General features: G+C 68.3%; 22 protein-coding genes and 1 pseudogene. All 23 read left to right on the top strand.

Annotated features, from left to right (window positions below):
• On the top strand, nt 1-326 hold a 326-nt coding region (locus tag EAO71_RS37015), incomplete at its 5' end, for a hypothetical protein (protein ID WP_222723631.1).
• Nucleotides 327-671: 345 nt separating this feature from the next.
• Complete coding sequence (locus EAO71_RS37010) at nt 672-902, top strand: helix-turn-helix transcriptional regulator (RefSeq protein WP_147982162.1); 231 nt, start codon at nt 672-674, stop codon at nt 900-902.
• A gap of 149 nt (nt 903-1,051) precedes the next feature.
• Nucleotides 1,052-2,041, top strand: coding sequence for a glycoside hydrolase family protein (locus EAO71_RS37005; protein WP_147982161.1), 990 nt, complete (start codon nt 1,052-1,054; stop codon nt 2,039-2,041).
• A 15-nt stretch (nt 2,042-2,056) separates the two neighbouring features.
• The gene (locus EAO71_RS39855) at nt 2,057-3,169 is read left to right on the top strand and encodes a collagen-like protein (RefSeq protein ID WP_147982160.1); all 1,113 of its coding nucleotides are present in this window, start codon (nt 2,057-2,059) and stop codon (nt 3,167-3,169) included.
• A 39-nt stretch (nt 3,170-3,208) separates the two neighbouring features.
• Nucleotides 3,209-3,541, top strand: coding sequence for a hypothetical protein (locus tag EAO71_RS36995; protein ID WP_147982159.1), 333 nt, complete (start codon nt 3,209-3,211; stop codon nt 3,539-3,541).
• 695 nt (nt 3,542-4,236) lie between these two features.
• The gene (locus EAO71_RS36985) at nt 4,237-4,827 is read left to right on the top strand and encodes a phage terminase small subunit P27 family (RefSeq protein ID WP_147982158.1); all 591 of its coding nucleotides are present in this window, start codon (nt 4,237-4,239) and stop codon (nt 4,825-4,827) included.
• 67 nt (nt 4,828-4,894) lie between these two features.
• The gene (locus EAO71_RS36980; protein ID WP_261992534.1) at nt 4,895-6,538 is read left to right on the top strand and encodes a terminase large subunit; all 1,644 of its coding nucleotides are present in this window, start codon (nt 4,895-4,897) and stop codon (nt 6,536-6,538) included.
• A gap of 12 nt (nt 6,539-6,550) precedes the next feature.
• A complete protein-coding gene (locus EAO71_RS36975; RefSeq protein ID WP_147982156.1) occupies nt 6,551-7,963 on the top strand; it encodes a phage portal protein in 1,413 nt (470 codons plus the stop codon).
• A complete protein-coding gene (locus EAO71_RS36970; RefSeq protein ID WP_261992533.1) occupies nt 7,944-8,960 on the top strand; it encodes a hypothetical protein in 1,017 nt (338 codons plus the stop codon). The genes EAO71_RS36975 and EAO71_RS36970 overlap by 20 nt, the downstream gene beginning before the upstream one ends.
• 53 nt (nt 8,961-9,013) lie before the next feature.
• The gene (locus tag EAO71_RS36965; protein WP_147982155.1) at nt 9,014-9,535 is read left to right on the top strand and encodes a hypothetical protein; all 522 of its coding nucleotides are present in this window, start codon (nt 9,014-9,016) and stop codon (nt 9,533-9,535) included.
• Nucleotides 9,536-9,589: 54 nt separating this feature from the next.
• Complete coding sequence (locus EAO71_RS36960) at nt 9,590-10,540, top strand: phage major capsid protein (RefSeq protein WP_187282992.1); 951 nt, start codon at nt 9,590-9,592, stop codon at nt 10,538-10,540.
• 115 nt (nt 10,541-10,655) lie between these two features.
• Entirely contained in the window at nt 10,656-11,063 is a 408-nt protein-coding gene (locus tag EAO71_RS36955; protein ID WP_147982153.1) for a hypothetical protein, read from the top strand.
• A gap of 88 nt (nt 11,064-11,151) precedes the next feature.
• Nucleotides 11,152-11,556 carry a hypothetical protein gene (locus tag EAO71_RS36950; protein ID WP_147982152.1) on the top strand — a complete coding sequence of 135 codons (405 nt, stop codon included), beginning with the start codon at nt 11,152-11,154 and terminating at the stop codon, nt 11,554-11,556.
• A 10-nt stretch (nt 11,557-11,566) separates the two neighbouring features.
• Nucleotides 11,567-11,791 carry a hypothetical protein gene (locus EAO71_RS36945; RefSeq protein WP_147982151.1) on the top strand — a complete coding sequence of 75 codons (225 nt, stop codon included), beginning with the start codon at nt 11,567-11,569 and terminating at the stop codon, nt 11,789-11,791.
• Between the two features lie 42 nt (nt 11,792-11,833).
• Nucleotides 11,834-12,436 carry a hypothetical protein gene (locus EAO71_RS36940; protein ID WP_147982150.1) on the top strand — a complete coding sequence of 201 codons (603 nt, stop codon included), beginning with the start codon at nt 11,834-11,836 and terminating at the stop codon, nt 12,434-12,436.
• Nucleotides 12,436-12,771 carry a hypothetical protein gene (locus tag EAO71_RS36935; protein WP_147982149.1) on the top strand — a complete coding sequence of 112 codons (336 nt, stop codon included), beginning with the start codon at nt 12,436-12,438 and terminating at the stop codon, nt 12,769-12,771. Before EAO71_RS36940 ends, EAO71_RS36935 begins: the two co-directional genes overlap by 1 nt.
• Before the next feature lie 35 nt (nt 12,772-12,806).
• Nucleotides 12,807-13,145 (top strand): hypothetical protein, encoded by a 339-nt coding sequence (locus tag EAO71_RS36930; RefSeq protein ID WP_147982148.1) that lies wholly within the window; start codon nt 12,807-12,809, stop codon nt 13,143-13,145.
• Nucleotides 13,145-13,342 carry a hypothetical protein gene (locus EAO71_RS36925; protein WP_147982147.1) on the top strand — a complete coding sequence of 66 codons (198 nt, stop codon included), beginning with the start codon at nt 13,145-13,147 and terminating at the stop codon, nt 13,340-13,342. Before EAO71_RS36930 ends, EAO71_RS36925 begins: the two co-directional genes overlap by 1 nt.
• A complete protein-coding gene (locus tag EAO71_RS36920; protein ID WP_147982146.1) occupies nt 13,339-13,761 on the top strand; it encodes a hypothetical protein in 423 nt (140 codons plus the stop codon). Before EAO71_RS36925 ends, EAO71_RS36920 begins: the two co-directional genes overlap by 4 nt.
• A 75-nt stretch (nt 13,762-13,836) precedes the next feature.
• Complete coding sequence (locus EAO71_RS36915; RefSeq protein ID WP_147982145.1) at nt 13,837-14,397, top strand: phage tail tube protein; 561 nt, start codon at nt 13,837-13,839, stop codon at nt 14,395-14,397.
• A 69-nt stretch (nt 14,398-14,466) separates the two neighbouring features.
• The gene (locus tag EAO71_RS36910; RefSeq protein ID WP_147982144.1) at nt 14,467-14,802 is read left to right on the top strand and encodes a hypothetical protein; all 336 of its coding nucleotides are present in this window, start codon (nt 14,467-14,469) and stop codon (nt 14,800-14,802) included.
• Nucleotides 14,803-14,903: 101 nt separating this feature from the next.
• Entirely contained in the window at nt 14,904-15,218 is a 315-nt protein-coding gene (locus EAO71_RS36905) for a hypothetical protein (RefSeq protein WP_147982143.1), read from the top strand.
• Nucleotides 15,219-15,230: 12 nt separating this feature from the next.
• Nucleotides 15,231-18,823: pseudogene (locus EAO71_RS36900) on the top strand (hypothetical protein); the annotation flags it as partial.

Raw genomic sequence — 18,823 nt, 5'->3', positions numbered from 1 at the left:
CCGTCGCCCAGCCCGGCCGGCCCCCCATGAGCCAGAAGGCCACAGACGCCAGCGGACTCATGCTCGCCGCCGGCGCCACATCCGTCATGCTCGGCGGCTCCGCCTCCCTCGTCATGCTCGCCTCCGGATACGCCGACCCCGTCGTCTGCGCCATCCTCCTCGGCGCCCCGAGCCTCCTCGTCCTCGCCATCAGCAAGCTTCTCGGCCGCGCCAAGAACGCCCTGCCCGGCGAGACGCACCACCACTACACCGGCACCGTCCACCAGCAGAACCAGACCACCAGCACCCAGACCAGCTGGCTGGGGAAGACCACCATCAACAACTAGCCGCGCCGGCCCTCGCCACTCGCGGGGGCCGTCGGCGTCGCCCGAGCCAGCCACCGGCCCGTCCCCAACGACTCCATCGGCCGCATCACCGGCGCCAAGCCGAAAGCCGCGCAGAGCCGGAGCAGTTCATCCCGGCACTCGACCTCAGAATCAGCCTGAACCGTGAACACCGTCGCCATGGGAAGAGTCTGGCGGAGCAGGCTTGGCGGACGCAGCAAAACACCCCAGTGTCAAGGCCGCAGTTGACCATGACCGGTCGGCGAGCATACGCTGTGCTTCGCTGGACACTTTGTGACTCCCGAAGGCCGCCCGATGTGGCGGCCTTTCGCGTTCCCGGAGGTGGACATGTCCGGTGAGCCTGCCCTCGTCGACGAAGAGGCCGCCGCCTACTACGTCGGACGCCCCGGATCCACGATCCGCCGCTGGGCCACAGAAGGCCGCATCAAGCGCTACCGCAAACCCGGCAGCAGGGCCGTCCGATACGACGTCTGGGAGCTCAACGCGGCCATCCGGGACGAGGACACCAGCCTGCTCCTGAAGACCGCGGCCCCTCCGCCACTGCCTCACGCCGCCTGACCATCCGCGCCCCCGACTGATTGGAGGGGGCGTCCGTGCGTCTCCGGTACCTGCTGGCCGCGTTACTCCTGGCGATAGTCACCTTGACCGCCGCGTCTCCCTCGGCTGCGGATGAGTCGGACCCTCCGGCGGCGTTCTCGATAACGGGCTTGGACCTGCACGACGGAACGATCAAGCGGTTCGGCGACACGTACTTCATGTACGGCAGCATTTACGGCTGCGGCTACGAGTGGTACGTGGCCGGCACGCCCTGGTGCGGCTTCGGGGTGTCGATTGCGTCGTCGCCGCAGGGGCCGTGGTCGGCGCCGAAGGTGCTGTTCAGTCCGACGTCGCAGGATCCGTGGGCGAAGCGGTCGTGGCAGCAGACGTGCGGCGGGACCGGGCAGGGCTGCTTCAACCCGCGCATGATCCAACGCAGCGGGTGGGGCGCGAACGACGGGGTCTTCATCCTCTGGTTCAACGCGCCCCGCCACTACAGCGACACCTACGCCAACGCCTACAACGTGATGGGCTGCGCCTCGCCGCTCGGCCCGTGCGGCCCCGGCGTCACCCCGAACGGCAGCTACACCAAGCCCAGCCTCGCCATCTGCGGCGGCAACGGCGACTTCGGCATCATCGAGTCCGGGCAGCCGAACGGCCGGCCTGCGATCGTGTGCACCCAGCCGGGGGCGACCGAGCTGCGGATAGAGGAACTCACCACCTGGGGCTCTGGCGGAACCGGCGTCGGCGTCCGCAGAGTCGCCGGCATCAGCAACGTCGAAGGGCCAGGCGGCTACTGGGATCCCGCGCACCAGCAGTACGTGCTCACCTACTCGGAGCCCGGCTGCGGCTACTGCGCAGGCACCGGCATCGGCTACGCGACCGCAACCAGCCTCTACTCGGGCTGGACCGCCCCGAGCAACGTCGGCTTCTCCCAGCCGGTCTACGGCCGCCGAATGTTCGACGCCAACAGCTGCGGCGGGCAGCCCCGGACCGTGACCGTCCTCGACGGGCAGCCGTGGCAGGTCATCGACCTGTGGCTCGGCACCACCAACGAGACCAACGCGTCCACCCACCTCGTGCCGCTCGACTACCAGCCGCAGCCAGGCACCGCCGGCGACGGACAGGTCTGGCGGACACCACTCAAGCTCGTCTGCTGACAGAGGGGGTGCACGATGGCGTTCCCTCCCGGCACCCCGACGGTCACGCTTCGGTTCACCCTGCCGGCCGCAGTCAACGGCACCCCGGCGCAGGGCCGTCTGATTGCCAAGCCTTCGACCTACCTCGTCGATGCGACCCGCAACGCCGTCTACGCGGGAGGCGGCACCGTCTCCTTCACCAACGGCGAGTGCTCCGTTGAGCTCCTCCCGACCGATGCCGCTGGCATCCTGCCCGCAGGCTGGAAGTGGTTCCTGGACCTGCAGGTCACGGGCGGCATCAGGATCCGAGAGTGGTACGAGATCACTGGCAGTGGCGAGGTGCAGTTCGCGGACCTGGTTCCCGTCACCCCGCCGGGTGGCGGACCCGCAGGCATCCCCGGTCCTGCTGGACCGCAAGGCCTGACGGGCCCGACAGGCCCGCAAGGCCCCGCCGGTGCAACCGGAGCCACGGGCGCTACGGGGCCACAGGGTCCCGCCGGCCCCCAGGGTGAAGCCGGACCGGCCGGAGCAACCGGAGCACAGGGCCCGGCAGGCGCCACCGGCCCCGCAGGAGCGGACGGCGAGCAGGGGCCCGCCGGCCCGCAAGGCGAGACCGGACCCCAAGGCCCAGCCGGAGCCGCGGGGGCCACCGGAGCAACGGGAGCGACCGGACCAGCTGGACCCGCCGGCGCGAACATCCGCACCGCGAAAGCCCGCATCACTGACGGCGCCATCGTCGACCTCGCCTCCGCCGCAGCCTGGACGATCGCGACCACGTCCGTCGGCACCCCGCTGCAATGCTCCATCCCCGCCGCGGCTGGCGACCGGATCCGGGCGCACCTCGGGATGATGTACGTGGGCGGGCATTTCCTCGACCTGGCCCTGCTCAGCTCCGCCGGCGCGATCGCCGTCTACGACGGCACCGGCACGTCCAGCCCGCTGGCCGAAGGCGCCCCATGGCTCTACCCATCGACGGCCTTCAGCAAGGCGACCGCTGCGGTGATGTTCACCGTCGGCGCCGGCCACATCAACGCCGGCTCGGTCACGGTCGCGCTCGTCCACCAAGGCACCAGCAGCGGCAAGGTCTACGCCAACTCCACATACCCGTGGGTGCTGCTGCTCGAGAACCTCGGGCCTGAACCGGCCTAGTCGTCACCTGTCCCGTCTCTCGCCTCCTCAGGAGCAGTCATGGCTCGCGTCGCCGTACCCGTCACCCAGTCCTCGCGCGCAGGCACGACCCTGCCCGCGGCCACGACAGGTGACGCCACCAACAACCACAGCGTGGCCAACGACGGCCGCGTCATCCTCATGGTGAAGAACACCAACGCCTCGTCGACGGCCCGCTCGATCACGTTCCTCCTCACCGCGACCGTAGACGGCCTGTCCGTCACGTCCCGGGTCGAGTCGATCCCCGCTGGCGAAACCCAGCTCTTCGGGCCCTTCGACCCCAACACCTACGGCACGACGATGAGCGTGGACGTCGCGCACGCCGAGCTCGTCATCAACGCCATCCGCGTCTGATGGCCGCAGACACCACCCTTCCGTTGAGGTGCCCCGTCTGTGACGACCGGGTCGATGTCCCGGTGCAGGTCCTGTCGGCCTGCGACCGAGACGACGGGGCAACGTCGGTGTGGACGCTGGAGACAGACAGCAGCCCACTCGCCCAGCACATGCGAGCGGCGCATCCCGATCGATGGGCCGAGGCGAGCTGAGGAGGCGCTATGCCGAGCAGGCTGAAGCCTCCATGCTCCCGTCCGGGCTGCGACCAGACCAAGCCCTGCCCGACGCACGGCAAGGACAGGCGGCAGCGAGGCAGTGCGGTACAGCGTGGCTACGGCGCCCGGCATCGCGATCGGTTCCGTCGTGGCGTGCTGGACGCTCAGCCTGTCTGCGTGCTGTGTCGACAGCAGCCAGCCACCGAGGCCGACCACTGGCCGAGGTCGAGGCAACAGCTCGAGGCTCAGGGCCTGGACGCTGACGATCCGCAGTACGGTCGCGGGCTCTGTCATCGCTGTCACAGCAGCTCGACAGCTCAGCTCCAGCCGGGCGGATGGAACGCGGAGCGGCCTGGCGCTTGATCATCTCGGCGCTCCGATCAAGATCCACGCGCGCGCACGGGTGGGGGCGCACCCGCCCGCGCGCCCGCGGGGGACCGCCGGGGAGGGAAAACCCTGGCGCCGCGATCCGGAGCCTTCTGATCAAGGGGGTGATCATGCATGGCTGTTCCAGGGCGCAAGCCGAAGCCGGCCCTGCAGGTCGTCCGCGAGGGCAACCCCGGGAAGCGGCCTGTCCGCGACGGCGTGAAGCTGCCGCCGGCAGAGCTCGTCGCTCCTGACTGGGACTCGTTCTTCCCTGTCGTCAGGGTGCCCGGGAAGCCGCGGGCCCCACGCGGTGCGGACGACGAGGAGCTGAAGGAGTACCGCCGGGAGGTGCAGGTCTGGCAGCGGCTGAAGCTGGCCTCGGACTCGTCCGCCCGTGGGCGGGAGATCGCGGTGAGCGAGTGGGATCGGGTCGTGCCGGTCCTCACACACATGGCCGGCCTGCACGCTGTGGACTGGTCCACCGTCGTGGACTACTGCCTCTGTGTGGCGCGGCTGCACTGCTGCGAGTACCAGCTGTCGGTCGAGGGCCTAATCACGATGGGGCAGCGAGGGCCGTGCCGGAATCCGTTGACGACGGTGGCCACGCAGTACCGGACCCAGCTGAAGGCATATATCGGTGAGTTGGGGCTATCGCCGTCTGCGCGTGGTCGGCTGACGCCGCCGGAGGGTGGCGACGATGGCGACGAGGACGACCCCTTCGACTGAGCAGCTGTCCAGGCAGGACCGGGAGGACGGACTGCCGGTACCGCGCGCCGCTCTCCTGGAGCTGGGCATGTCGGAGGACGACATTGACGCAGCCCTGCAGCGCCGGCCTCTTGTGGTCGCCAACCAGCTCCCGGAGCAGCCCGGGGCATGGTTCGACGTCGAGGCTGCACGCCGCGCGGTACGGGCGATCGAGTCCTTCAAGCACACGAAGGGCCGCTGGGGCGGCAGCCCGCTGAAGCTGGCCCACTGGCAGGCCGTGTGGGTGATCCTGCCCGCGTTCGGATGGCTGTTCTTCGACGAGGAGCTTGGCCGGCCGGTTCGGGTGGCCCGCACCGTGTACGTCGAGATCCCGCGTAAGAACGGGAAGAGCACACTGTCGTCGGGCATCGGCCTGACGCTCCTGATGGCAGATCGAGAGACGGGCGCTGAGGTCTACGCGGCGGCGGCCAGTCTCGACCAGGCGAAGCGTGTCTTCGACGACGCGAAACGCATGGCGACCACGAGCAAGGCGGTACGCGGCCGGGCCGAGGTTCTAACTTCCGTGATCCGGGTGCCGCGGACCGGCGGCGTGTTCCGGGCTCTGTCGCGGATCGCGGAGACGGCCCACGGCCTGAACGTCTCGGGCGCGGTGATTGACGAGCTGCATGTCCACAAGTCGCGCGACCTCGTGGACGCGATCACGACAGGCACGGGCGCGCGGGATCAGCCCATGGTCGTGATGATTACAACAGCGGATGATGCCCAGGAAGGCAGCATCTACGACGAGGTGCACGGCGTGACCGAGAAGGTCGCCGAGCACATCATGCAGGACCCTGCTCACTACGGGGTGATCTGGGCTGCGGCCGACTCGGACGATCCGTTCGCCGAGGAAACGTGGCGCAAGGCCAACCCTGGGCTCGGCGTGAGCCCGACGCTGGCGTACATGCGGCGCGAGGCGGAGAAGGCCCGCACCACGCCCTCGTACTACCCGACGTTCCTGCGTCTGTCTTTGAATATCCGCTCTCGGGCGTCGACGCGCTGGATCGATATGCGGCGCTGGGACGCGAACGCCGGCATGGTCGACGAGAAGGCGCTGAAGGGCCGGCGCGCCTGGGGCGGCCTGGATCTTTCCGCGGTCTCCGACTTCACCGCGTTCGTGCTGGCGGTGGAGTCGCCGAAGCCGAACGTCGAGGTGGAGCTCGTGCCTCGCTTCTGGCTCCCCTCGGAGCGACTGGAGGAGCTGCAGCGAACCTTGCAGGTGCCGCTTGCGGAGTGGGCCCGACAGGGCTTCCTGCGCCTCACTGAGGGCGATGCGATCGACTACGACCTGATCGAGAAGCAGGTTCTCGACGACTGCAAGTTCTTCGACGTGCAGCGCATCGGTTATGACCGGATGTTCGCCGGTCAGCTGGTGCAGAACGTCGACCGGGAGACGAAGCGCGGCCTGGTGGTCGAGCCGCTCGCCCAGACCTTTCTCGGCCTGTCTGCGGGGTGCAAGGAGATGGACCGGCTGCTGCGCATGGAGGCGCTGCACCACGGCGGCCACCCGGTGCTGCTCTGGATGGCCAGCGTTGTCGAGGTGATCGCGGACGGCAACGACAACATCCGCACGGTGAAGCCGAACCGGAACAAAAGCCAGGCCCGGATCGACGGCATCCAGGCCGCCGTGATGGGCCTGTCGGGGTATCTGCGGCGGCCGAAGAAGAAGTCCCGGGTAGCGGTCGGATTCTGAGGGAGGTGCTCGGTGGCAGCTCCTAAGGTCGAGGTCGGCTCGGCGGAGTGGTGGCGTGACCGGCTGTACGAGGAGCTGTCGGAGCGCCGCAAGTACGCGGATGTGATGCGCTGCTACTACTCCGGTGACCATCCGCTCGCGAAGCTCACGGACAAGGCCCGGGAGGGCTTCCAGCGGCTGCTGCGGCAGTCTCGGTCGAACTATGTGGGCCTCGTGGTGGACGCCACGGCGGAGCGCATCCAGGTCGACGGCGTGCGGATCGGCGGCGAGGAGGTCGGCGACGAGGAGGCCTGGCGGATCTGGCAGGCGAACAATCTGGACGCCGACTCGGACCTGATCACGACCGAGGCCGTGAAGTGCTCTCGCTCCTTCATGCTGGTCGCCCCGAACCCCGACGACGCGACGACGCCGTTCGTGACCGGCGAGGACATGACGCAGGCGATCGTCGCCTACGTTCCTGGCAGCCGGCGGGAGCGTGCGGCCGGCCTGAAATCTTGGGTGGACGACTGGACCGGCGAGCTCATGGCCACCGTCTACATGCCGAATGCGATCTACAAGTTCAAGGCGCCCATGCCGACGAAGGGCATGGTCGGGAAGCCGAAATGGGTGACCCGTGAGATCGAGTCGGAGCCATGGCCGGCGCCGAACCCGCTTGGCGTTGTGCCTCTGGTCGAGGTCCCCAACAGGCCCGATCTCCTCGGAAACGCCATGTCGGAGATCGAGGACGTTCTCGACATCCAGGACCGCATCAACAAAACGATCATCGACCGGATGATGGCGCAGGAGTTCGCCGCGTTCCGGCAGCGGTGGATGACCGGGTACGAGGTGCCCACGAACGAGGCCGGTCAGCCGATCGAGCCGTTCAAGGCTGCGGTCGACCGCCTGTGGGTGATCGAGGACGAGAACGTCAAGATCGGTGAGTTTCAGGCGACGGACATCAGCCCGTACCTGCGGGCTGTCGAGGCTGACGTGAAGGACATGGCGGCCCGCACCAGAACACCCAGCCAGTACCTCCTCGGCGCCATGGTGAACATCTCCGGCGACGCACTGAAGGCAGCTGAGTCCGGCCTCGTCTCCAAGGTCAAACAGCGCCAGAGGCCGTTCGGCGAGGCCATCGAGGAGGTGGTCCGCCTCTACCTCCGCGCTGCCGGCGACACCCGAGATCTCTCCGCGATCGAGGTCATCTGGCACAACCCCGAGTTCCGCACCGAAGGCGAACTCGTCGACGCGCTGCTGAAAATGTCGACTCTCGGCGTGCCTCACGAAGCCCTGTGGGAGCGCTGGGGGGCGTCTCAGACGGAGATCTCCATGTGGCGGGAGCAGCGGGACCAGGCCGCGCAGCGGATCGTCGCGGGCGACATCGCCGCTCTGTACGGCACGAAGCCGCCCATGACGGAGGCCGAGGATGGAGAAGCCGCCGGCTGACCTGGCGACCGCCCGGAACCGCCAGATCACATCGATCACGCGTCAGCTGATCGAGCTGATTCAGCGGATTTGGCGGACCCTGTCCGCAACGACGATCGCGGACGACCTCGAAGGCGAAGCAGGCGCCGCTATCGTCGCCGCGGTCATCGCAGGGCAGCTCACCGCTGCCCAGGGCGCGCAGGCGTTCGTTGCCGGCGCTCTGGCGGAGCAGGGCGGCACAGCAGTTCCCGAGGCGTTGCTGGTCGCGGAGGCCTTTACTGGAATCGCCCCGGACGGTGGCCCGCTCGAGACCCTGCTGTTCCTGCCCGCGATCGGCGTACAGCGCCGACTGGCAGCAGGAATGACCGGACAGCAGGCAATGGTCGGCGGTCTCGCTGACATGGCCCGCTACGCAGCCACCTCCATCGCAGACGCAGCCCGCTCGGCGGACCAGGTCGGCATGACCGCACAGCGCGGCTGCGTGGCCTACATGCGAGTAGTGACCCTGCCTGCCTGCTCGCGGTGCATCCTCCTGTCCGGCCAGACCTACCGCTATAGCGAGGGCTTCCTGCGTCACCCGAACTGCGACTGCCAGACCCTGCCGCTTCGTGAGGCCGAGTGGAGCGCGGTCCAGACGCCCGAGCAGTTGTACGCCTCGATGTCGGAAGCCGAACGCCGCCGGGTGTTCACGGTCGCCGGCGCGGACGCGATCTCTGCGGGAGCGGACATGGGCCAGGTCGTCAACGCCCGTCGCGGCATGGACTACGCCCACATCTACGGTCGCCGCCTACAGGTCACGCACGAGGGCGCCACCCGGCGCAGCGTGTACGGCCGCAGCCGAGACCGGGCGGGCGACAACTTCGCACGCTTCGCCGGCCAGCGGCACGGCACGGCCACATCGAATCGCTACTTCCGCTCGACACGGACCCCGCGCCTGATGCCCGAAGAGATCCTTCGGATCTCCGACGACCGCGACGACCAGCTTCGGCTGCTCAGGCGCTACGGCTACATCGTCTAGCCGCATGAACTTCCCTGCCGCGAGGGCGGGGCGCTTGAGAGGAGTCGGCCGCGATGGCTGACGACGACACCACCACCACCGACGTCACCGACGACACGGGGCCCGCGACGGACACCGGCCAGCACGACGACGTCACCGCTGGACTCGGCGAAGGAGGCCAGAAGGCCCTTGCCGCCGAACGGAAGGCACGCGCCGCAGCCGAGAAGTCGGCGAGCGCAGCCCAGAAGAAGCTCGACGACATGTCGAGGCGGCTCCAGGCATTCGAGGACCGCGACAAGACCGAGGCACAGAGGCTCGCCGAGCGGGCCCAGGCAGCAGAGGCGGAGGCCGCGAAGGCCAGCTCGAAGCTGCTGCGCTACGAGGTCGCATCCTCGAAGAAGCTGCCGCCCGGCTGGGCCGGCCGCCTGCAGGGCTCCACGAAGGAGGAGCTCGAGGCCGACGCCGACGCCCTCTTGAAGGAGCTCGGCGAGACCCAGCAGCGACGGAGCCCCGACTACGACGGTGGCGTGCGCAAGCCCGCGCCCGCCCCGACCGACATGAACGCCTTGATCCGCCAGAAGGCGGGCCTGGGCTGATCCACTCCCGGCGCGGAACGGTCCGGCCGGAATCTCTGAAGGAGGGGCCGGATCGTGGCCTACAACAACGTGACCTCCAGGACTGACGCCGCGGCGCTCATTCCGGAAGAGGTGTCCAACGAGATGATGGGCAAGGCGACCGAGCAGTCGGCAGCCATGTCCCTGTTCCGCCGGGTCCCGGTGGGCCGTGCACAGGTCCGCTTCCCGGTCCTGTCCGCCCTGCCGGTCGCCTACTTCGTAGGCGGCGACACGGGTCTGAAGCAGACCACCGAGGTCGCCTGGGCGAACAAGTTCCTCAACATCGAGGAGATCGCGACGATCATGCCGGTCCCGGACAACGTCCTGGCCGACGTGGACGCCAACATCTGGGACGAGGCAATGCCTCTCCTCACCGAGGCGTTCGGCCGCACCCTCGACGCAGCGATCTTCTTCGGCACCAACGCCCCGTCCAGCTGGCCCTCGGACATCACCACCGCCGCGGTCGCCGCAGGCAACGACGTCACCGAGGCCGCAACCGCCGCTCAGGGCGGGTTCTACGGTGACCTCGACAACCTGTACGAGAAGATCGAGGCGGACGGCTACGAGGTCGACGGCTTTGTCGCCTCCACGGCGGCGAAGTCGAAGCTGCGCAAGGCGCGAGACACTCAGGGCCGCAAGCTGGACGAGACCCGCGTGTCGGGCGACCTCCAGACCCTCGACGGGCTGCCGGTGGCCTACGCGATGCGAGGCCTCTTCCCCGCGGGTGGCGGCGCCGGCACGAACACCCGTCTGTTCGCGGGCGATTTCAGCCAGTTCGTTCTGGGCGTCCGCTCCGACATCACGATGAAGATCCTCGACCAGGCCGTCATCCAGGACAACACCGGCGCGATCATGTTCAATTTGGCACAACAGGACATGACCGCCGTGCGCCTGACGTTCCGTGTCGGCTGGCAGGTCTCCAACCCGATCAACAACGAGCAGCCGACCGAAGCGAGCAGGTACCCCGCCGGCGTTCTCAAGTACTAGCAGTCGTGGGCCGGTAGAATGGCCTTCGGCGGAGGCTAGGGTAGCTCCCGAAAAGCGTTCCCTGAGCGCCTGCCTCTGTCCCCATCCATCAGGGCCTCGCCTTCAGGGAGCGAGTATGAAAACCTGCAAGGACTGCGGGCTGGAGTTACCCTTCGCCCAGTTCTATAAGAACGTCAACGTGCGTGGCGGCTACCTTAACTGGTGCAAGCGGTGCAATGGCCTCCGGTACGGGCAGGGGCGTTCGGAGCGAGCAAAGCGCGATCGCTTGTACTTCCAGGCGATCAAGCTTGAGCGTGGCTGCAGCGACTGCGGATACCGCGAGAATGCGGTCGCGCTCGACTTCGATCATCTACCTGGAGTTGAGAAAAAGTACCGGATCGCCTGCATGGCCGGTATGAGGCGAGAGCTCATCGACGCCGAGATCGAAAAGTGTGAAGTGGTCTGCGCGAATTGCCACCGGATCAGGACCGCAAGTCGCTTGCAGTACGTAGGTGAGAACGAGTCCGCGGACACGCCAAACTAAGTCGCCTGAGCAAACGGCGCTTGCCTGAAGAAACCTGGCAAGCGCCGTTCTGCATGTCTGGGGTCAGTCACCCCGAAGGAGGATTCCCATGACCACTGCTCCCTTCGTGCAGGTCATCGAACGCAACGTCCCGGCGGTATCGACCGCCGGCAACGACGACGACACGGTCCTCGGACAGGCCCCGTTCGCCTGCACCGTCACCTCGGTCCAGTACGTTCCCGAGGCAGCCATCACCGGCGCCGCCACCAACAACCGCACGGTGTCCCTGGTCAACAAGGGCCAGGCCGGTTCGGGTTCGACCTCGGTCGCGTCGCTCGCGTTCGACAACGGCATCAACGCCACTGCGAACGACGAGAAGACGATCACCCTGTCGGGAACGGCGGCGAACCTCGTGCTCGCTGCCGGGGACACGCTGCAGTGGCGGTCGATCCACGTCGGCACCGGCATCACCGACCCGGGCGGCGTCGTCCGAGTCACCATCTCGCGGACCTGAGGAGGCTCCCATGGCTGAGCGGAAGAGCGCGCCGAAGGACGAGGCGCAGGCCGAGGTACAGAAGGCCGTCGACGAGGCGGAAGACAGGGGCTACATCGGCGTCCCCGTCGACCCGACGCCCAAGGAGAACTACACCGTCGCTGGCGTCGTCGCGGGCAAGCCGACCCCGGAGACGGACGCTGACCACGCGCGCGAGGTCCGGCAGCAGCTGGACGACTCGGCACGGCAGCGCTGACGGACGGAGGCGGTCACCGTGGTACTTCCCTCGCTGGCGACGGTGGCCGACCTCGCCGCAATCCTGGGCCGCACCTTCACCCCGGAGCAGGAGCTACAGGCGCAGGCTCTGCTGGATCAGGCATCCAGCGTCGTCCGGGCCTACGTGCGACTCGACATCACCAAGTCCACGACCACGGACACGTTCGCTCTTGGCTGGCCTGACCGCGGGCAGCATGTCGTGAGCGACGGCTGCTGGCGATACGGACAGGTCACGTTGCCGCAGCGGCCCATCGAGGCGGTGACCTCGGTGAAGATCAACGGCTCGGCATCGCAAGACTGGTGGCTGGACAACGACCTCCTTCACGTGAGGTCTGTGCCATGGCTCGGCCCACCAGGCGCCCACCAGCCACCACAGGTCGAGGTGACCTACACCCATGGATGGGACCCGGTCCCTGGGGACATCCAGGCGATCACCCTGCAGGCAGCGAACCGTGTGATCGTCAACCCGTCTGGCATCCGCTCGGAGACCGTCGGCGGAATATCCACGACCTACCTGATCCCGGCGGTCGGCGAGTACCTCGGAGTGCTCCTGTCCCGCACGGAACAGAAGGTCCTGGACCGCTATCGCCGGTCCGCAGGCTCGGTACGCCTGAGGTCGGTCTGATGCTGTACCTGCAGACGATCGTCATCCTCAGGGCATCCATGACGGCGGACCCCTACGGCAACGAGAAGCCCGACTGGCCGGGGGCAACCCGCACCATCGTGGCCGGCGTGAACGTGCAGCCCGCGGGCGGCTCTGCCGAGGACACCGACGACAAGCAGCTCACGGTGACCGGCTGGCGCCTCTACACCCCGAAGGGCATGGATCTGGATCTGCGCGAGACGGACCGGGTCGAAGCGGAGGGCACGACGATGCAGGTGGTCGGGAAGGTCGCGCGCTGGCCCGGGCCTGGCGGCGGCGTCCATCACATCGAGGCCGATCTGAGGGAGGTCGACTGATGCCGGGCTCTTTCCGATACGTCCCCAACCCACACATGTTCGACGAGCTTGCCCGCGGGTCCGGGATGAGGGACCTCCTCAAGGACAGGGCGGACGCCGGCGCCACCATCGCCCGCAGCATCGCGCCGCAGTACAGCGGGCCCACCTACGACCCTGCGGTCCAGCGCCACGGCGAGTACAAGGCCAGCCTCTACTCTGCGGCGTCGATGCGACCGAACGGCTGGCGCGCCGAGTTCGGCGCCACGGCGGCGTGGTGGGGCCAAGTCGAGTTCGGCTCCGGCCGACCCGCCACCACTCAGGACCGCCCGCAGAGTGGATGGTCCCCGAAGACCCGCACGCTCGGCCGTGCCCTGCAATCCCTGAGGAGCGCCTGATGCCCCGAATCCGACTGGCCTACTGGCACGGCGACCATCAGCCGGGAGACGAGATCGAGATCACGCCCGACGAGCTCGCCGCCCTGACCCTCGACGGGCGAGTCGCCGAAGTGCTCACCAGTCCGCCCGAGAGGCCCGCGCCGACAGCCGAGGTGGCCGAGCCGCCCGCTGAGGGCCGCGGTCGCAGGACACGATGAGCAGCCCTCTGCCTGTTGTCTCCTTCCCCGACGTCGAGCAGGTCGCGTGCGCCCACCTGCGCAACACGCTCCCTGTCGGTACCTACGTCGGCACCGAATGGCCCCCGGAGCTGATGAATCGGCTGGCCACCGGCGTCGTCGCAGTGACACGCGGCGGAGGGGCTACCGTCGTCCCCCTGGTCACAGAGGACGTCACCCTCGACATCGACGTTCTGGCAGCCACGAAGGCCCAGGCCCACTCCCTCGCTCAGCTGGTCAGGGGCCACGTCTTCGCCGCCGAGGGGCAGCCGTTGCCCAACGCCCAGATCTACCGGGTTCGGGACGTGTCCCTCGTCTGGCTTCCCCACCAGCCATCGGCCGAGATCGACCAGATCCCCAGGTACGTGCTTGTCATGGAGATGCGCGTCCGCCCCGTCTAGGACCCAACSCGCACCCACCTTTCCGTACACCCGCCGGCGAGCGCCTGCGGGTCCTCGCCATGCCTGGAGGCAATCGTGGCGCTCAACGCCGACAACGTGCGCGTTGGTCTGAACGGCAACATCTACCTCGCTCCCAAGGGCACGACCGCGCCGGTCGACCTGGACACCGCCTGGGGGGCCGGCTGGTCCGACCTCGGCTACCTGTCCGAGGACGGCGTCAGCATGGAGTTCTCCACCGACGTCACCGACATCAACGCCTGGCAGTCCCTGAGCCCCGTGCGCAGGGTCCTGACCAGCCTCGACATGACCCTCGGCTTCACCGCCATCGAGCTGAAGACCGCGACGGTCAAGCTCTACTTCCCGGGCTCGACGATGACGGACGTGTCCGGCACCGTCCACAAGCTCGACATCCCCGCCGCGCCCGGCCCGGACGAGCGCGCGATCGGCCTGGAGTGGGTCGACGGCTCCATCAAGAACCGGCTCATCATCCCGCGCGGAGAGGTCACCGAACGCGGCGCGATCACGATCGGCCGCTCGGACGCGGTCGGCCTGGAGATGACCATCTCCGCCTACGCCTCCTCCGCACCGGAGATCGCGACCTGGCTGTCGAACGACCCGGCCTGGTCCGCGGCGTAACCCCAACTCCGGCAGGCGCGCCAGCGGGTCGCGCCTGCCGGACCAACCCGCACACCCGCAAGGAGAACCATGACCACGAAGACCGCGGTCGGGCGTGAAGTTGTCTCGCTCGACTCCCTGGCCAAGCAGCGACGAGACGCCCTGCCCGAGCCGACCACCTTCGAGCTGCACCAGGTGGAGTTCACCCTGCCGCCGATGATGGCCCTGCCGTTCGAGCTGCAGGAGAAGGTCGACGGCGATCTCGGCAACGTGTCCGGCGTCCTGCAGGAGATCCTCGGCGCCGACAAGCTCCGAGAGATGTACGCGGCCGGCTACACCTTCGGCGACATCGAGCTGATCGCGATGGAGTGGCAGAAGCGCTCCGGGCTCGAACCGGGGGAATCGGCGGCCTCCACCGGTTCCTAGAGGAGCACGGGGAGGCCGTCGAGTGGGACCTGGCCCACTACTGGCCGGGCCGGTCCCTCCTGGACCTGTATCGCGGGGAGATGTCTTGGCGGGAGCTGCGCGTGTTCCTGCGATACCTGCCGAATGACTCGGCAACAGCCCGCCAGGTGCGGGGATCGACCGCCGATGAGGACGAGTGGACTCTGGATCGACAGCTGCTGGCCAGCGCGGTGGATGCGATCCGCGAGAACACTTTCGCGACGATTCGGCTCGGTGGAGACCCGAAGAAGACCGCACGCCTGAAGCCGCCTGACCCGATCGCTCGACCGGGCGTCGAGGTGCGCAAGCAGAAGTCGAACGTCATCCGCTTCGGTGGCCGCCACGGCTCCGGCGCAGCACAGTTGGCAGGCGTCTTCGGGGGCGCCGCGTACCAGTAATGGGGGTGCGCGGTGGCCGGTAGCGGTGTGCTCGTTGGACGCGGATACGTCTCCATCCGGCCCGAGTTCGAGGGCGACTGGTCCCGCCAGGCATCCGCGCGAGGCAGCCGGGCTGGTCGTTCAGGCGGCAGCGCGTTCGCACGCGGCTTCGGCGCCAGCCTGAAGGGGCTCGGCGCCCTGGCCGGTGTCGCCATCGCCTCCAACCTCCAGGCCGTTGCCGCATCCGCAGCCGTCCTCGCCCCAGCGCTCGTCACAGCAGGCACCGCCGCTGCAGCTCTGAAGATTGGCTTGTCGGGCGTCGGTGATGCCTTCAAGGCGGCATTCGCCGACACCTCGGCGCAGGCATCGTCAGCGGCCTCGGCAACCCGAGCGGTGGAATCCGCGCAGCGAGGCCTGGCCAACGCTCAGCGATCCCTCGCGGACGCGCGCGTGCAGGCAGCCGAGCGCGTGATGGAAGCACAGGAGCAGGTCACCGATGCCGAGCGGGACCTCGTGGACGCCCAGCGCGAAGCGCACCAAGTCCAAGGCGAGCTGACTGACGCCCGCCGCGAGGCCACCCGCGCGCTGGAGGACATGAACCAGCGCCTCGCCGAGTCGCACCTGGACGAACGCGAGGCAGTCCGACGGCTCAAGGAGGCAGAACAGGAGCTTCGTGCCGCTCAGGCCAAGCCCGGCACGACCCCCGACGAGCTGGAACGCCTGTCGATTGCCCGAGACCGGGCTCGCCTGAACCTCGTCGAGCAGCGACGCGAGACGCAGCGACTGACGGTGGACACGAAGGCTGCAAACAAGGCCGGCATCGAGGGAAGCGCGCAAGTTCTGACCGTGAAGGAGCGGATCGCGGAGGCGAATCGCACCGTCGCCGAGCGCGAGCGCGCCCTTGCGGATGCCCAACAAGGCGTGAGCAAAGCCCGAGCAGAGGGCGCCCGGCAGATCGAGGACGCCCAGCGTGCGGTGGCCGAGGCCGCCGCCGCGGTGGCTGACGCGCAGGCCGCAGCGGCTGGGCAGGCCAACAAGTTCGACCAGGCCATGGCCAAGCTCGCCCCGAACGCACGAGCGTTCGTCAACGCCATCCGCGGCCTCGCCCCGGCATGGCGCGAGATGAAGCTGTCCGTACAGAACCGCCTCTTCTCCGGCCTCGACACAGCCGTCACCAGCCTGGCCGGACAGACAATTCCGATCCTCCAGCAGCAGCTGACCGCAACGGCCGGCATCTGGAATGCGATGGGCAAGTCGGCCATCACCGCGGTGTCCGACATGGCGAAAACGGGGCTGCTGGAGAAGGTCTTCGAGGGCGCCAACAAGTCCTTCGCCGAGCTGAAGGACGCCCCAGGGCAGCTGATCACGGCGTTCAGCCAACTCTCCGTAGCCGCGCAGCCAGCGTTCCAGAAGCTGATGGGCGGCCTCGGCAACGGCATCGCCTCCATCTCCGACCGCATCGCCAAGAGCTTCGCCAGTGGCGGCCTCGAGCAGGCCATCAACACCGCCTTCACCCTGCTGTCTCAGCTGGGCTCCATCCTGGGTGACGCGTTCGGCACGGTCGGCAACATCATGAAGGCCGCGACCGATGCGGGCGCCCAGGCACTTTCCGTGGTCGGCGAGCTATTCGCCGAGCTGCGGCGTGTCACTGCCATGCCCGAAATCCAGTCCGCGCTGCGCAGCATCTTCGCGGCGGTCGCTCAGATCGCCGCGGCGATCGCCCCGGTCATCGGCGCAGGCGTCCAGGCCCTGCTGCCTCTCATCGCCGCGATCGCACCGGTGATCGCCGACCTGGCGAAGACGCTCGGACCAGTTCTGACCAAAGTCGTCCAAGCACTCGGCAAAGCGCTGGAGCCGCTCATCAAGGCGCTGCTGCCGGTCGTGACCCTCGTCGGGGACGCCCTGATCCGCATGGTCGCCGCGCTCACTCCGCTGCTGGAGCCGATCGGCAAGCTCCTCGCCGCCATCATCAAGGCCCTGCTGCCGGCTCTCACTCCCGTGGTCAACGTGATCACGAGGGTTGTGGAGTCGCTCGCCGGTCCGCTGGTGAAGGCCCTCGAGGCCTGCATGCCGCTGGTCTCCCTGCTCGGTGAGCTGATCTCTCAGGTCTTCGGGGCGCTCGAACCGCTCATCGAACCGCTCCTGGACGTCGTGACATCGCTGGCCGGCCTCTTCGTCAGCGTCCTGTCGACGGCACTGACGCAGGTCATGAAGGCCATCCAGCCGCTGATCCCGATGTTCGTCACCCTGATCACCGCGCTGGTCGCGGGTCTGCTGCCGGTGCTGCCGACGCTGACCGAAGCACTCATGCTGATCGTGGACGTCTTCCTCGATCTCGGGGTGTCCCTCATCGAGCAGCTGCTGCCGCCGATGCTCGAGCTGAGCATGGCGCTGGTGGACCTGATCGTGGCCCTGGCCCCGATCCTGCCGCCCCTGAGCCGCCTGATCCTGATGGTCACCCAGCTCGGAGTGAGTGTCCTGTCGTGGCTGCTCCCGCCGATAGTGCGACTGGTCGGCTACCTCGCAGGCAAGGTCGCCTCCACCCTGTCCGGCACCATCCGCTGGATCTCCGACCTGGTGTCGTGGATCCGCGTCCGCCTGGGCCCGGCCTTCCGCTGGCTGAACGACGTCGTGATCCAGCCCGTGTGGCGGGGGATTCGCTCGGCGTTCGACGGGATGCGTACCGGCGCCGAGAAGGTCGGCACGGCGTTCAAGCTCGTGTCGGACGCGATCGGCAAGCAGTGGGGACGCCTCAGGGACTTCGCGTCCAACCCGATCAAGTTCATCATCGACACCGTCTACAACAAGGGCATCGTCCTCCTGTGGAACAAGGTCGCCGGGTCCTTCGGCGGCAAGAAACTGGGCGAGTTCCACCCGCCCGGTTTCGCCACCGGCGGCGTCGCCGAGGGGGTGCGCCCCGGCTACACCCCGGGCCGCGACAACGCCCTGATCGCCGTGGGCGGCGGCGAGGCCATCATGAGGCCGGAGTGGACTCGCGCGGTCGGCGCCGGCTACGTGAACTCCATGAACGCCGCGGCCCGTTCCGGCGGTATCTCCGGCGTACAGAAGGCACTCGGCCTCCCCGGCTTCGCTGACGGCGGCATCGTCGGATTCATCAAGGACGCCGCCGGTCTTGCCGGCGACCTGCTGACCGACCCGTCCAAGGCCTGGGAGAAGATCACCTCCCCGATCCGCAAGCTCGTCTCCGGAATGGGCAACACGCCGTGGATCAAGCTCGCGGCAGGAATCCCCGGCAAGCTCCTGTCGACGCTGAAGGACAGCGTCATCAAGGCCGCAGGGAACCTGTTCGGCGGCGGCGAGGGCAGCGCTCCGGCCGGCGGATCCGGCGGCAGCGGCGTGCAGCGCTGGCGTGGCACAGTCCTTCAGGCCCTCGGCCTCGTCGGCCAGCCGGCCGCCTACGCCGACATCACCCTGCGTCGCATGAACCAGGAGTCCGGCGGCAACCCGAACATCGTCAACCGCTGGGACTCCAACTGGATCGCCGGGCACCCGTCCGTCGGTCTAATGCAGGTCATCGGCCCGACGTTCCGCGCCTACGCCGGGAAGATGGCCGGCGTCGGCCCGTTCGCCTACGGCGTCTCGACCAACCCTCTGGCCAACATCTA

The organism is Streptomyces sp. MS191 (assembly GCF_008042125.1).
In the GTDB taxonomy this organism is placed as follows: domain Bacteria; phylum Actinomycetota; class Actinomycetes; order Streptomycetales; family Streptomycetaceae; genus Streptomyces.
Note: the sequence above shows the minus strand (reverse complement) of the source record. Positions and strands in the feature narration are given on the sequence as shown.